The organism is Ruegeria sp. CK3 (assembly GCF_056536565.1).
The window spans coordinates 149,451-164,117 of record NZ_JBQFPV010000002.1 but is presented as its reverse complement, the minus strand read 5'-3'; the positions used below and the strand labels follow the sequence as shown (position 1 = coordinate 164,117).

The window sequence follows — 14,667 nt, the reverse complement described above, 5'->3', positions numbered from 1 at the left end:
CATTGCACTTTTACATTCAGGTTAGCGCATGTTTGGCTCGAGTAAAGGCGTCAGAATGCCTCGGGCTGTGCCTCGCGGGCCATGTGATCCAGCACGGCGTTGACGAATTTCGGCTCTTTGCCTTCAGGGAAGAAGGCGCGCGCAACATCAACGAACTCGGTGATGACCACTTTTGGCGGCGTGTCGCTTTGAGTCAGTTCGGCCCCGGCGGCACGGAACAACGCGCGCAAGGTTGGGTCGATGCGTGAGATCGGCCATTTGGCGACCAGAGCGCGGTCTGTCATCTGGTCGATCGGTGCCTGATAGTTCACCGCATTGTCGACCAGCGACCGGAAGACGCTGATGTCGCCGTCCAGCATTTCTTCGCCTTCGTAGACGGCGCCGAACCGGTGATCCAGAAACTCATTTACGACCGCTTCGGTCGTCTGCCCTGATTGCTCCATCTGGAACAGTGCCTGCACGGCGTAAAGCCGGGCGGCGGATTTCATCAGGCGTTTCTGGTTGGCCGGTTTCGGCGCGTCTGTCTGGGTCATGCTGTCGTGGATCCGTTGCTGTCGCCCGCCACAAGGATGGACTCGGACGGTGGCTTGAAACCCACGCCCTTTTTGGAAGAGCCCCACTTACGGCTGAGTGCGATCAGATGCAAGGCCGCAGCGGCCGCTCCGCCACCTTTATTCATCTTTTCGGGATTTGCGCGGACTTCGGCCTGATCGTCATTCTCGACGGTCAGGATGCCATTGCCGATGCAAAGCCCCTGCAGGCCCATCAATTGGATCGCACGACTGGAGTCGTTGCAGACGGTCTCATAGTGTGTGGTCTCGCCGCGAATAACGCAGCCCAGCGCGACATAGCCGTCGAAGTCGCATTGACGATCAGCCATCGCGATAGCGGTTGGGATCTCAAGCGCGCCGGGTACTTCGACAATCTCACAGGTGCCGCCCGCCGCTTCGATCTCGGCCTTCGCGCCTGCGATCAGATTGTCGGCAATCGCGCGGTAGAACGGCGCCGCGACGATCAGCAGCTTTACCGGCTTGTCGAAGCTGGGTGTCGGCAGAATGCCATGTTTGTCTTGTTCAGCCATGATCAGTCTTCCTTCAGGATCGGACGGGTGCCAACGATGGACAGCCCAAACGCGTCCAGCCCCAGATACACGGTTTCGGGCGAGTCGGTCAGCAGGACCAGCTCTTGAATGCCCAGTTTGGACAGGATCTGAGACCCCAGACCGGTTTGCTTGATCGTCCGAGGGCCTTCATCTTCGGCCGCATAGAGAGAGTTGCGCGGCTGGCGGAACAGACAGACGACCCCCCGGCCCTCTTCCGCGATCTTCTCCATCGCGCGCGGCAATTCACGAGAAGATTTCGGACCGAGGCCCAAGATATCCGGCGCTTCGTGCAGCGCGTGGGTACGGGTCAGGACAGGCTCGGGCGTGGTGATGTCGCCTTTGATCATGACGACATGTTCGATGCCGTGAAGCTGATCGGTGAACAGGCGCATTTCCCATTCGCCACCATATTCCGACGAGACCATCTCGCGCGAGGTTTCGACCACGAGGTTATCATTGCGCGAGCGGTAGGTGATCAAGTCGCTGATCGTACCGATCTTCATGTCATGGGTTTTGGCGAACTCGACCAGATCGGGCAGACGGGCCATGGTGCCGTCGGGTTTCATGATCTCACAGATCACGCCTGAGGGGTTCAACCCGGCTAGGCGTGAGATATCCACGGCAGCCTCGGTGTGGCCTGCGCGGACCAGCACCCCACCCCGCTTGGCGCGCAAGGGGAAGATGTGCCCCGGTGTTGCGATATGGGCCATCGTGTTCTGTTCATTGATCGCCGTCGCCACGGTTAGCGCGCGATCAGCGGCTGAAATACCGGTCGACACGCCCTCACGTGCTTCGATCGATACCGTAAACGCCGTCTCGTGGCGGGACGAGTTGTTCACCGCCATCATCGGAAGCGCCAGCGCCTCGACCCGTTCAGCCGTCATCGGCAGGCAGATCAACCCGCGTCCATGGGTTGCCATGAAGTTGATCGCCTCGGCATCGGCAAATTCTGCGGCAATGACCAGATCGCCTTCGTTTTCGCGATCTTCGTGATCAACGAGGATATACATCCGGCCCGCGCGGGCCTCTTCGATGATTTCCTCAATCGGGCTGATCGCGTTGCGCAGCTGGGCCTCGACCGGACCGGGGGTTTCAAAGCTCATGGGGCAGCCTTTCACAAGAGCAATTCTGCAAGGCGGGATAGACCACCCCGCATCCAAAAGCCAGAGCACAAACGGCCTTAGCGCGCTCAGACGCGACGTATTCTAACGCTCAGACGGTCTCGGCCAACCGGGCGACGTAGCGGGCGAGAGTGTCGATTTCCAGATTCACCCGATCCCCCACTGCGACGTCACCCCATGTGGTGACCTCTTTGGTGTGGGGGATGAAGTTGATGCCGAAATCGTAGCCCTCGACATCATTCACGGTCAGAGACGTCCCGTTCAACGCAACCGATCCTTTGGGCGCAATGAAACGCGCCAAATCCTTGGGCGCGCGCAAGGTGACCCGAGTGCTGTCACCTTCGTCGCGCAGATCGACAACTTCGGCGACGCCATCCACATGACCCGACACGATGTGACCGCCCAGTTCGTCGCCAACTTTCAACGCCCGCTCAAGGTTGACGCGCTTGCCGAGCGCCCAGTTGTTCAGGTTGGTTTTCGAGACGGTCTCGGCGCTGATCTGAACGTCATACCAATCATCGCCCAGCGCAATCACGGTCAGACAGACACCATCGCTTGCTATCGAGGCGCCAATATCAATCGAGGCCGTGTCATAGCCCGTCTGGATGCGCGCACGCAGGTCGCCTTGCTGGTCCAGCTCGGTCACTGTTCCGATATCGGTCACGATTCCTGTAAACATTCCGTCAACCCTCGCGTTCTACCCTGTCTCAGACTATCAGGGCCGAGGTAAGCTGATCCGCGCCGCCCGGCAAGCCCAACCTTGCGGAGAAACCCTCAGGCGGGCATAGTTTCGACAAGAATATTGGCTAAATCGCGCAGATGCACCACCCAGACCCAAACGCTGACCCTCGGGTCTTTCTGTTCCTGCAAGGCCCGCATGGCCCGTTTTTCAACGCGTTGGGCCGGATGCTGCGGGCCTCGGGGGCGCAAACATGGCGCGTTGGCTTCAACGCGGGCGATCAGGCGTTCTGGTTCGACAGGAAAAGCTACATCCCCTATCGCGACGCGCCAGAACACTGGCCCGAGGTGATGCAGGCGCTGATTGCCGAGAAACAGGTGACAGACATCGTTCTATACGGTGACACCCGCCCGATTCACGCAAACGCCGTCAGGATCGCCAAGACACGAGGGATCACCGTGCATGTGTTCGAGGAAGGCTACCTGCGCCCATGGTGGGTCACCTATGAGCGTGGCGGCTCAAACGGCAATTCGCGGCTGATGTCTCTGGATCTGGACCAGATGGCACAGGCACTGTCGCATTCGGGCGCACATTCCCCGCCACCGCCATCCCATTGGGGAGATATGCAACAACACATCTTCTACGGCGCGCTATACCACTGGTTCGTGCTGTTTCTGAACGGGCGATATCGCAATTTCAAACCGCACCGCGCGCTGCCAGTCTCGAAAGAGTTTCGGCTGTATTTCAAGCGCCTTATGCTGATGCCTTTCCACCGACTGCAACGAAGTCTAGCCACGGCACGGGTACGTAGCGGCGCCTTTCCCTATCACCTTGTGCTTTTGCAACTGGGTCATGACAGCTCGGTCCAGTCCCATTCGGAATATTCGGGGATGTGCGCTTTTTTAGAACAAATGATGGAGGGCTTCGCCAAAGGCGCCCCCGCACATCATCATCTGGTCATTAAGGAACATCCGCTTGAGAACCACCGCGAGCCCCTACGTCGACGTGTTCGGGATTTGGCGCTCAAACTCGGGATCAAAGGCCGGGTGCATTACGTCCCCGGCGGCAAACTGGCGAAACTGCTGGACGACGCCAGCTCGGCCGTGACCATCAACTCGACCGCAGGGCAGCAAGTGCTATGGCGCGGCATCCCCTTGCGGATTTTTGGCCGTGCCGTCTATGACAAGCCGGAACTTGTGTCACAACAGGAGGTTAGCCGTTTTTTCGCCGCCCCTGAACTACCCGACATTGAGGCCTACCAGTTGTATCGACGATTTTTGTTGGAAACCAGTCAGGTTCCGGGCGGCTACTATTCACGGCGCGGACGTCGGCAATTGCTGCGCCGCGCTGTCGACATGATGCTGAGGGCTGATGATCCCTATCAGGCCATGCTGTCCGACGACGCGACCCCAGAGCCACAGTTGAAAATCGTTGAGTAGACCCGGCCATCCTTCTCTGGAAGTTGTGGCGATAAAAGAGTAGCTTGCCGAAAAACAAGTAGAACTGAGGTTATCGGCAGTGCATCGCTTTCCAATCCGTTGGGTACGGGGGGTCGCCCTTGTGACCTCACTTGTCATACTGAGTGCATGCCAGTTGCCCAAAGCGGGCCCAAACAAGAACGAGATTCTGGCCGGCTCAGTCAATAATGGCGGCAATGCGTTTGTGGTGGAAGTCGATGATCGCGTTTCACGGGCCACGTCATCCGTGCCTCAGTTTGGGTTCTCTTCGTCCTTTACTTCAGCCCCATCGCTGACCGCAGATACTGTGCGCCCAGGTGACGTTTTGGGCCTGACGATCTGGGAGAACGTCGATGACGGTCTGCTGGCTGGCGAAGTCGGTTCCTCGACCGCGCTGGAACAGGTTCAGGTCGATAGTGAAGGCTTCATTTTCGTCCCCTATGCGGGCCGTTTGCGTGCCGCCGGCAACACTCCGGAAGAGTTGCGCGGGTTGATCACGGATGAGTTGGAAGAGCAAACTCCTGACCCTCAGGTCGAAGTACGCCGCCTTGCCGGAGACGGGTCGACCGTTTCGCTGACTGGCACCATCGGCGCTCCTGGTATTTATCCAATCGAAAGACCAACCCGCACTCTGCTTGGCATGCTGTCTCAGGCTGGAGGGGTTTCAGTGGCCTCCGATATCGCACTGGTCACCCTGATCCGAGGCGATCAACGTGGGACAGTCTGGTACGAAGACCTATTCCGAAATCCCAAGCTGGATGTTGCGCTGCGCGGCGGTGACCGCATTCTGGTCGAGGAAGACAGCCGTTCCTATATCGCGCTTGGCGCAACCGGTGGGCAATCGCGCGTCGCCTTCGACAGTCAGGACCTGTCAGCGCTTGAGGCTCTGGCTCAGGTTGGCGGCTTGGTATCCGTCTCATCTGATCCAACCGGTATCTTCGTCCTACGCCGCGAACGTCAGGACATCGCCCGCCAAGTGATGGGCCGTTCCGATCTGCAGGGCGATCAGCGCATGATCTATCTGCTGAACCTGACCGCGCCCAATGGCCTGTTCATTGCGCGTGATTTCGTAATCCGCGACGACGATACAATCTACGTGACTGAAGCACCGTACGCGCAGTGGACAAAGTCGATCTCTCTGATCGCCGGGGGCCTGACGCCGGTCGCGAATGTCGCCACCCTGACCGGCAACTAAACCATGACCCTTGGGGACCACACCGCAACTGGCGGGGCGCGGTCCCGGGCATTTGTCTACAATGGCGGGTTTCTGACCAACCGGCGCGTCCGGCGCATTCTATCCCTTTCGGGATATGACATCCGGCTGGGCCTGCCCCGACTCGAGGACACCGTTGCCATCTGGGGTGACAGCCCCACGGCCCATCGAGGGAGACGCATCGCTAAGGACCGGGGTACCCCTTTGCTGCGGGTCGAGGACGCCTTTCTAAGATCTCTCCACCCTGGTCGCCAGGGCGAGCCGCCTTTAGGCCTGCTTCTGGATCGCTCGGGCTTACACTTTGATCCAGCCCAACCGTCAGATCTGGAAACGCTTCTAGCGACACATCCGCTGGATGATACCGCGCTTCTGAACCGGGCGCGTGGCGCGATTGAGCGCTTGAAGGAATTGAACCTCAGCAAATATTCCGCCTTCGACCCCGACGCGCCGATCCCCGACCCCGGCTATGTGCTGGTGATTGATCAGACGGTCGGTGATGCCTCGGTCACGACCAGCCGAGGGGACCGCGCGCGGTTTCTTGAGATGCTGGTGATCGCGCAGGAAGAAAACCCCGGGATGCCGGTTCTGATCAAGACCCATCCCGAAACACTGGCTGGTCACCGCACCGGGCACTACACCGAACAAGACCTCTCGGAACGCGTTTCCTTCGTTGCGGAGAACATCAGCCCTTGGCCGCTGTTGGACGGCGCGGTCAGTGTCTATACGCTCTCGTCGCAAATGGGGTTCGAGGCCATTCTCGCCGGTCACAAACCCCGCGTCTTCGGGCAGCCATTCTATGCCGGATGGGGTTTGACGCAGGACGAAAACCCCGTTCAACGCAGACAACGCAATCTGACGCGCGCCCAACTGTTCGCTGCAGCCATGATACTCTACCCCTTTTGGTATGATCCCTATCGGGACCAGTTGTGTGAGCTAGAGGTCGTGCTGGATACGCTTGAGGCACAGACCCGTGCATGGCGGCAGGACCGTTTGGGATGGACCGCGTCAGGCATGCGGATGTGGAAGCGCAAGCACCTGCAAGCCATGTTCGGCCAGCACCAGAAGATGCGGTTTTTGCCGTCGCCACCTGCCCTATCCAACCGCCCCCACATGGTCTGGGGCAATCACTCCCGAGAGGCCGGGGGTGCCACCCGTATCGAGGACGGCTTTCTCCGCTCACGCGGATTGGGCGCCGATCTTGTGCCTCCCCTGTCGCTGGTCACGGATGATCTGGGGATCTACTATAACCCGACCCAAACCAGCCGCTTAGAAGAGTGGATTTCCAAGCGCGAAACTCTGCGCCCGGATCAGGAGTTCCGGGTTGAGCGGGTGATCTCGGCCCTCGTGTCCGAGGGGTTGAGCAAATACAACACCGGCGGCGCTGCGCCAGCTCTGCCCAAAGGTCACCGCATTTTGGTGCCGGGGCAGGTCGAGGATGACGCGTCTATCCTGTTGGGCACCAGCACCATCCGCACCAATCTGGACCTGCTGCGCGAAGTTCGGGCCGCTAATCCCGATGCCGTTGTGATCTACAAACCCCATCCGGATGTCGAGGCTGGCCTGCGCTCGGGCCAGATCGACGCTGAAGGGCTGGCGGATGTGATCGCGACTGAGACCGACCCGTCAACCTTGCTGTCCGAGGTGCAAGAGGTCTGGACCATGACCTCGCTTCTGGGGTTCGAGGCGCTATTGCGCGGCATTCCGGTGACCATTTTTGGCGCGCCCTTCTATGCCGGTTGGGGCCTGACCACGGATCTTGGAAGTGTTCCGGCCCGTCGCGGCGCACGCCCATCCCTGCTGGGTTTGGTGCATGCCAGCTTGATTGACTATCCCCGCTATCTGGACCCGGTTACCGACGCGCCCTGCCCCGTCGAGGTCGCCATTGAACGGTTGGCACGGGGTCAGCCCCCCAAACGCGGGCCGCTGAATCGGGCTTTGTCAAAGCTACAGGGTGCTTTTTCCACCCATGCCCATCTCTGGCGACGCTAATGCGTTGTTCGGGCCCAACGGTGCAACACGTCGCCACCGACCGGGCGCGCCTCGATCAACTCGAACCGAGGGGCGCTGTCCAGTTTTTCCAGCCCTAATGCGCCAATCGCCGAAAGTCCCTCGGCGCCGATGGTCAAACCAGCAGTGAAACCGACAAGCTCATCGACCAGATCCTGCGCTAGCAACGACGCCGCCAAAGCCGAGCCTCCTTCGCAGAAAATACTTGTCAGACCTTCCTGGCCCAGCTGTTGCAGCAGGTCGCGCGCATCAACCTGATGGTCGTGCAACGCACAAGGCAACAGCCTCGCGCCCAACCCCTCCCACGTGCGGGCGCGCTCGGCGTCGGGATGCGGGCCATGACATAGCCAGACGGGCGTTTTTGAGGCCGTGCGCGCCAGTTGTCCCATCAAGGGTAAATCCAAATGGCGCGAGACAATCACGCGCACCGGCTGACGCTCTATCCCCAGATCCCGAACGGTAAGCGAGGGATCATCCGCGCGCGCCGTTCCAGCGCCGACCATGACGGCATCGTGTCGGGCGCGCATCGCGTGAACCTCGCGTCGCGCAGTTGATCCGGTGATCCACTGGCTATGTCCGGTGGACGTGGCAATCCGCCCGTCAAAGCTGTTGGCCAGTTTCAACGTCACAAACGGACGGCCCTGTTCGGTTTTCAGAAAGAACCCGGCCAGATCACGCTCAGCCTCTTGCGCCAGCACGCCGGTTTCAACCTCGATCCCGGCCTCGCGCAGCATGGCAAAGCCCTGCCCGGAAACGCGAGGATCGCTATCTTCAATCGCCGCAACAACGCGGGCCACACCGGCCGAGATCAACGCTTCGGCACAGGGCGGCGTCTTGCCGTAGTGGGCGCATGGCTCCAGCGAGACATAGGCCGTGGCCCCTTTTGCCTGCGCACCTGCTTGCGCCAAAGCCTCAGGCTCTGCATGGGGACGCCCGCCGGGTTGAGTCCACCCTCGCCCGACAATCCGCCCGTCGCGCACGATGACACACCCGACAGCTGGGTTGGGCCAACATGCCCCTTGACCGCGCCGACCCAAAGACAAAGCCAGCGCCATAAATCGCTTATCTGTTTCGCTCACTCGTCCGTCGAAGGCTGCGGCGGGCGCAGTTCGTGGACAAACTCCTCGAAATCATCGGCCGCCTGGAAATTCTTGTACACACTCGCAAAGCGAACATAGGCGACGGTATCGATCCGCGCCAGAGCTTCCATGACGATCTCGCCAATTCTGTTGGACGGAATATCCGTGTCGCCCATACTTTCCAAACGCCGCACAATGCCCGAGATCATCTGATCAATCCGTTCAGGATCAACCGGGCGTTTCTGCATTGAGATACGTATCGAACGTTCCAGCTTGTCGCGGTCAAAATCTTCGCGTTTTCCGTTGGTTTTGATAACCACCAGATCGCGCAACTGAACCCGTTCATAGGTCGTAAAACGCCCTCCGCAGGCCGGGCAAAACCGACGTCGGCGTATCGCAACGTGATCCTCTGCCGGGCGTGAATCTTTCACCTGAGTGTCGATATTTCCGCAAAACGGGCAGCGCATCCGCCGTCTCCTCGTCCCTAGCTGGCCTCTTTTGTAAGCACTTTGGCTTACTTATCCACAACTATAGGGCAGCCGCTAGGATTTGGGTAGTCGGAATTTTGCACCCCAAAATAAAGGGTCAGGACAGATGTGCTGCGACCAGCCGCCGATGCGGGGCGCGGCGGTGTTCGAACAGGTAAATTCCCTGCCACGTCCCCAAAACCATCCGCCCCTGACGGACAGGGATGGACAAGGAAACCGGCATCATCGCCGCCTTGATATGGGCAGGCATGTCATCCGGCCCTTCATAGGTGTGGCGCAGATAAGACATCGAGGGATGATCAGACGGAGGCACAAGACGCTCAAAAAACGCATGCAGATCCGTCTGCACCTCGGGGTCTGCGTTCTCCTGAACCAGTAAAGAACAGGAGGTGTGCCTGACGAACAATGTCAGGACACCATCCCGTTCAAGGGAACTAAGCCATTCTGCAATCTGGGACGTGAATTCGTACAAGCCGGGTCCATTGGTCTGGAGCGCGAATTCCGTCTGCATTGCGTTTTGGCCTTTGCTTTAGTTGTTAGAAAATCTGCCGGCGACCGCACCGCGCATTTGCACCCTGCACGGATATGCTGGAGCCGACAACGAAGGGGCCCCTTACGCCACCGGTTTGTGCCGGAGCATCAGCCGGAGGCGGTTTCAGCGAAAACTGAACCGCTGTTACACGCCCAGTTGTTACACTAGGTCCATAGCCGCGCAACACATAGATGGGGTCCTGCCAACCTGCCCCGAGGCTGCGGCGCGCGAAATCTGCCGCCTCGCACCAATACCCGTCTGTGTCATCCCGTGTACGGGGAATGACTTCAAAGTCGGTGCTATTGATTGCATTGGCTTGAAAACCCAAACGTGCCGCGTCCGCCGTTACCGGAACACTCAGGGCAAACACCGCCAAAGCGGCGCAATATTGTAACTGTTTCATAATACTCTTTCCTCACTTGCTGCTCCCTTTAGTTTAGAGGTCATCGCGTCCGCGGAAAGCAGGTCTCACAATCATTTCAACCAACTTGCGCCTTAACGTGAAGCGGCGTGAGCCAGCCGTGGTAGCGGATCAGCAACCCCAATCCGGGCATCGAGGCCGATACGTCAAACCGAAAGCGCCCCAAATCATCCTGCCATTCACTCGTTGACGATTGCGGTAGCAAAACCCGAGGGACCGGCAAGCCGAAAACCGTCAGGCGATGGATGTGAACCTCCAGCCCCCGCTTCGAGGCAACAGGCCGCATCCAGACCGAGATTGGCCCGAAACGCTCATGAACATGGCCCGTTTTTGCGTCAAACCTCAGCTCTGACGTTGTTTTGTGGCCTCCGAAGTCTCGTAGCCAGCTGTGGTCTTTATCCTGAGTTTGGGTCATCAGTCGAACGGGCACATTCCGGCCTGCAGGGGGAAACTGCCCCAGTTTAAGCGCGAGTTGGATGAGAATACCCTTGCCACGTTCGATATCGCATTCGCCGACATATTCACCTGGGCTGTGATGCAGGTCTCGCACAGATTGGGGCAGAACACTTGGGTCTGCCAAAGCCTGAAGAAACGGATCCGTCACGCGTCAAACCCCTGCTCGGCAAAACGCTCGAGGAGAGCAGCATCCGGCATCATACAGGTATCGTACCGACCGAAAAGAGCATACCGATTGCGGGCGATCGAGAAATACAGCGGGTCTTTCACAGCGCTCGGCAGCAACCGTACCAGCGATAGAAAAGGCCACACTCCCGGCAGCGCGCGCACAGCCGCCGCAAGGGCATCAAGCCGTTGAAAAACCTTACCATCTACGATCACGAGGTTGGTCTCAAAATCCGTAACGGGCAGGTTCAACGCCTTGTACATCCTTTGACCAAGCGGAGACTGCGCTGTTGCAAACTCAAAGCGTCGGGTTTTGTCACGTTTCAGCATGAACCGGAAAAAGCCTGAGCACAGCACGCATTCTCCATCAAAGACGATCAGATTGCGCCCTTTGAATGGATCAGTTGTTTCAGTTCCTGCCATGACGCTGATACCTACTCAAGCTTGCCCGCATAGCGTGACATAGGGCCAATGGGTGGACAATGCGACAAGAAGGAGAGGTGTGCCGGGGAACCCGGTGACCGGTTGGTAAGACCGGCGGTGGCTCTGACCTCATCCCCAACAAGGTACTGACCCGGCAACGAAAAGGATATAGGCAGGAAAGATTGACCAGGCTTGTGGCCAGCTGCCAAATCCATTCGAATTTCTGACAGAAAAGCAGTATGCTGGAACGGCCCCGGTCCAGAGAAAGGAAGGCTTCGCTGCGATGAATGTGGATATTGACCGCCTTCACTTTCTGTGCAAGGCGCTCGACGCGCGATTGGAAAAACGGAGCACCCTGGAGGTGCTGGGTCGCAGCGGACTTGGCCCGCGCGATCTGCCGGAGGATGCGACCTCCTTTTGCGCCCACAAAGAGGCGCTGTTTGTCCGCTATGCCTGCGATGCTCTGAATGATATCACCTTTGCGGCAAGTGTCGGGCTTGGCGTCACGTCCTCGTCGACCTTGACGGCCTATATCAGCAAATACTCACGAGACCTGGAGCAGGTGATTGAAAACACGTCTCATTTCCACGACATGATCGACCCTGCTATCGCCTTCAGCCTGCGCGTTTCGGGGAATTTCGCCGCGTTAGAGGCCCGTTGGAAAGACGCCAGCTTTGCTCGCTATCACCGCCGAACTGAGTTCTTGATGTTTGCCGCCGTCGCCCGAATGCGCAACCTGACACAAACCGATTTCCACCCTATTGAAATCCGTTTTCAGCATGAGGTTGGGGATCATACCCATGCCTTCCAGCAACTGGCAGGTTTTCCGGTTGTCTTCGGCTCTGAAAGCCTCGAAATCGTCCTGTCCCCGTCCTCGCTGAACCTGCCCGTCCCGACCTACGACCCCAGCCTGCGCGCCCATCTACTAGAATACGGGGAACGCGTTCTAGCCGAGCGCCGCTTGCCGAAGCAATTGACCCGCGCCAAGGTCGAAGGGCTGATAACCCGCTCGCTGCCGGGCAAAATCCTCAGCGCAGATGATGTCGCGGCAAAACTCGGCATGAGCGCGCGTACCTTTGCCCGCCGGTTGCAAAGCGAAGGCACCAGCTACCGAGACATCACCGAGGATTTGCGCTGCGATCTGGCCCAGACCTTCATCACCAATGGAATGAACCTGTCCGAGATTGCCTATTCTCTGGGCTACGCCGATCAATCCGCCTTTTCCACAGCGTTCAAGCGTTGGACAGGTCAACCGCCGAGCGCCTTCAAAACGCGGGTCAAACATCCGCTGACGCTTGGAAGCCGGGGGTCATCAGCTTAGCCGCCTCGCCCCGGCCCGCCCCATGAGTGGACCAGACGGATATAGAAACGGACACGCCACAACACATGTGAAGTCGCGCCAATGTGTTTGGCACATCTGCCAATGTGAACGGTGAAACGAAAAAAGGCGCCTCCGTCCGGGGCGCCTTTGATCTTACTGATCCAGGAAGGATCGCAGTTTCCGCGATCTGCTTGGGTGTTTCAGCTTCCGCAGGGCTTTCGCCTCGATCTGACGGATACGTTCGCGGGTCACGCTGAACTGCTGACCGACCTCTTCCAGAGTGTGGTCAGTGTTCATGCCGATGCCGAAACGCATCCGCAGAACCCGCTCCTCACGTGGAGTGAGAGAGGCCAGAACCCGGGTCGTGGTTTCCTTGAGGTTTTCCTGAATGGCGCTGTCCAGCGGCAGCACGGCATTTTTGTCCTCAATGAAATCACCCAGCTGGCTGTCTTCCTCATCGCCGATTGGCGTCTCAAGGCTGATCGGCTCCTTGGCGATTTTCATCACCTTGCGCACTTTCTCAAGCGGCATCTGCAGTTTTTCGGCCAGTTCTTCCGGAGTCGGTTCACGGCCGATTTCGTGCAGCATCTGACGACCGGTCCGAACCAGCTTGTTGATCGTCTCGATCATGTGGACCGGAATACGGATCGTGCGCGCCTGATCCGCAATCGAACGGGTGATCGCCTGACGAATCCACCAAGTCGCATAGGTCGAGAACTTGTAGCCGCGGCGGTATTCGAACTTGTCCACCGCCTTCATCAGACCGATGTTACCTTCTTGAATAAGATCAAGGAATTGCAGGCCACGGTTCGTGTACTTTTTGGCGATCGAGATCACCAAACGCAGGTTGGCTTCGACCATTTCCTTCTTGGCCTGACGGGCTTCTTTCTCGCCCTTCTGAACCTGTTGCACGATGCGGCGGAATTCGCTGATATCCAGACCTACATACTGACCGACCTGAGCCATATCGTTGCGCAGTTCCTCAACCTTGTCGGTCGAGCGTTCGATGAACATCTGCCAGCCCCGGCCCGGCTTTTCAGCCATATCCGTCAGCCAGTTCGGGTCCAGTTCACGCCCGCGATAGGCGTCAATGAACTCCCGACGGTTGATCCGGGCTTGGTCGGCCAGTTTCACCATCGAGCTATCCAGAGACATCACGCGGCGGTTGATGCCATAGAGCTGGTCGATCAGCGCCTCGATCCGGTTGTTGTGAAGGTGAAGACCGTTCACCAGCTCAACAATCTCAGCGCGCAGCTTCTGATAGGTCTCTTCGTCTTTTTCACTGAACGAGCCATCCTCGTTCAGAGTCGCCGAAATCCGGCTGTCCTGCATCTCTGACAGCATCGAGAAGTCGGTCGAGATGCGTTCCAGCGTCGTCAGAACCTGATCCTTGAGGGCGGCTTCCATCGCGGCCAGCGACATGTTGGCCTGATCGTCCTCGTCATCATCATCGTCATTGCTCAGCGGGTTGCCATCGGCGTCCAACTCAGGCCCGGTGTCTTTGGCAGGTTTGGCTGATTGCACAGCCGAGGTATCGACGACCGGCTCTTGCACGTCACCGTCTTCATCCATCTGGTTGCCAAATGTGGTCTCCAGATCAATGACGTCGCGCAGAAGAATGTCTTCAGACAGAAGTTCGTCATGCCAGATCGTGATCGCCTGGAAGGTCAGAGGGCTTTCGCACAGACCCGCAATCATCGTGTTCCGGCCCGCTTCGATCCGCTTGGCGATGGCAATCTCGCCCTCGCGGCTCAGCAGTTCGACCGAGCCCATCTCGCGCAGATACATGCGCACGGGGTCGTCGGTGCGGTCCAGCTTTTCAGTTGCGGCACCGGCCAGAGCCACCTCACGGTTGTTGTCCGTGGTGGTTAGTTCGGTCGAACCTTTGTTTTCTTCTTCCTCGGCCTCTTCATCTTCGATGATGTTGATGCCCATTTCGGACAGCATCGACATAACGTCTTCGATCTGTTCCGAGCTGACCTGATCAGGCGGCAGAACCTGATTGAGCTGGTCGTAAGTGATGTAACCTTTCTCGCGGGCCTCGGCGATCATCTTCTTGACCTGGGCCTGGCTCATGTCCAGCGAGATTTCCTGTTCCTGCTCGTCTGACTTGCGATCTTCTGACGTGTCTTTGGCGGCCATTCAATGCTCCTGCAGGGATGGGTGATTCGTTTGATCCGAATCATTAGCGCGTGAAACTGAT

15 protein-coding genes are annotated in these 14,667 nt (G+C 58.6%); 4 read left to right on the top strand and 11 right to left on the bottom strand.

Translation table 11 applies throughout. The features are described from left to right. Positions 1-50 precede the first annotated feature (50 nt). The 4 genes from nusB to ACR0C3_RS03055 form a co-directional block, all read right to left on the bottom strand. The gene (gene nusB, locus ACR0C3_RS03070) at positions 51-533 is read right to left on the bottom strand and encodes a transcription antitermination factor NusB (RefSeq protein WP_170478264.1); all 483 of its coding nucleotides are present in this window, start codon (positions 531-533) and stop codon (positions 51-53) included. After that, positions 530-1,081, bottom strand: a complete 552-nt coding sequence (locus ACR0C3_RS03065) for a 6,7-dimethyl-8-ribityllumazine synthase (protein ID WP_170470226.1) — start codon at positions 1,079-1,081, stop codon at positions 530-532. Before ACR0C3_RS03065 ends, nusB begins: the two co-directional genes overlap by 4 nt. Before the next feature lie 2 nt (positions 1,082-1,083). Then, positions 1,084-2,205, bottom strand: a complete 1,122-nt coding sequence (ribB, locus tag ACR0C3_RS03060) for a 3,4-dihydroxy-2-butanone-4-phosphate synthase (RefSeq protein WP_480757101.1) — start codon at positions 2,203-2,205, stop codon at positions 1,084-1,086. Between the two features lie 109 nt (positions 2,206-2,314). Beyond that, complete coding sequence (locus ACR0C3_RS03055; protein WP_170689846.1) at positions 2,315-2,902, bottom strand: riboflavin synthase; 588 nt, start codon at positions 2,900-2,902, stop codon at positions 2,315-2,317. A gap of 140 nt (positions 2,903-3,042) precedes the next feature. Between ACR0C3_RS03055 and ACR0C3_RS03050 the strand changes: the two genes are divergently transcribed. The 3 genes from ACR0C3_RS03050 to ACR0C3_RS03040 all read left to right on the top strand — a co-directional run bounded on the left by ACR0C3_RS03050 (position 3,043) and on the right by ACR0C3_RS03040 (position 7,561). Then, the gene (locus ACR0C3_RS03050) at positions 3,043-4,341 is read left to right on the top strand and encodes a capsule biosynthesis protein (protein WP_480757100.1); all 1,299 of its coding nucleotides are present in this window, start codon (positions 3,043-3,045) and stop codon (positions 4,339-4,341) included. A gap of 79 nt (positions 4,342-4,420) precedes the next feature. Beyond that, entirely contained in the window at positions 4,421-5,554 is a 1,134-nt protein-coding gene (locus tag ACR0C3_RS03045) for a polysaccharide biosynthesis/export family protein (protein WP_170689843.1), read from the top strand. A 3-nt stretch (positions 5,555-5,557) separates the two neighbouring features. Then, positions 5,558-7,561: a capsular polysaccharide biosynthesis protein gene (locus tag ACR0C3_RS03040; RefSeq protein WP_480757098.1), complete on the top strand. Its 2,004-nt coding sequence runs from the start codon at positions 5,558-5,560 to the stop codon at positions 7,559-7,561. On the opposite strand, the gene ribD is transcribed toward ACR0C3_RS03040, so the two are convergent. The 6 genes from ribD to ACR0C3_RS03010 form a co-directional block, all read right to left on the bottom strand. Next, entirely contained in the window at positions 7,558-8,658 is a 1,101-nt protein-coding gene (gene ribD, locus ACR0C3_RS03035; RefSeq protein ID WP_480757097.1) for a bifunctional diaminohydroxyphosphoribosylaminopyrimidine deaminase/5-amino-6-(5-phosphoribosylamino)uracil reductase RibD, read from the bottom strand. The genes ACR0C3_RS03040 and ribD overlap by 4 nt on opposite strands. Beyond that, entirely contained in the window at positions 8,655-9,125 is a 471-nt protein-coding gene (gene nrdR / locus ACR0C3_RS03030; protein WP_170376254.1) for a transcriptional regulator NrdR, read from the bottom strand. The genes ribD and nrdR overlap by 4 nt, the downstream gene beginning before the upstream one ends. A gap of 118 nt (positions 9,126-9,243) precedes the next feature. After that, complete coding sequence (locus ACR0C3_RS03025) at positions 9,244-9,657, bottom strand: secondary thiamine-phosphate synthase enzyme YjbQ (protein ID WP_480757096.1); 414 nt, start codon at positions 9,655-9,657, stop codon at positions 9,244-9,246. Between the two features lie 25 nt (positions 9,658-9,682). Continuing rightward, positions 9,683-10,081: a hypothetical protein gene (locus tag ACR0C3_RS03020; RefSeq protein WP_170665391.1), complete on the bottom strand. Its 399-nt coding sequence runs from the start codon at positions 10,079-10,081 to the stop codon at positions 9,683-9,685. 76 nt (positions 10,082-10,157) lie between these two features. After that, positions 10,158-10,703, bottom strand: a complete 546-nt coding sequence (locus tag ACR0C3_RS03015; protein WP_480757094.1) for a DUF4166 domain-containing protein — start codon at positions 10,701-10,703, stop codon at positions 10,158-10,160. Beyond that, a complete protein-coding gene (locus ACR0C3_RS03010; protein ID WP_480757092.1) occupies positions 10,700-11,143 on the bottom strand; it encodes a thiol-disulfide oxidoreductase DCC family protein in 444 nt (147 codons plus the stop codon). Before ACR0C3_RS03010 ends, ACR0C3_RS03015 begins: the two co-directional genes overlap by 4 nt. Positions 11,144-11,504: 361 nt before the next feature. Here ACR0C3_RS03010 and ACR0C3_RS03005 point away from each other — a divergent pair, with 361 nt between their 5' ends. Then, positions 11,505-12,464, top strand: a complete 960-nt coding sequence (locus ACR0C3_RS03005) for a helix-turn-helix domain-containing protein (RefSeq protein ID WP_480757091.1) — start codon at positions 11,505-11,507, stop codon at positions 12,462-12,464. Positions 12,465-12,617: 153 nt separating this feature from the next. Here the strand turns inward: ACR0C3_RS03005 and rpoD are convergent, their stop codons facing one another. After that, the gene (rpoD, locus tag ACR0C3_RS03000; protein ID WP_480757089.1) at positions 12,618-14,606 is read right to left on the bottom strand and encodes an RNA polymerase sigma factor RpoD; all 1,989 of its coding nucleotides are present in this window, start codon (positions 14,604-14,606) and stop codon (positions 12,618-12,620) included. Positions 14,607-14,667: the final 61 nt, after the last annotated feature.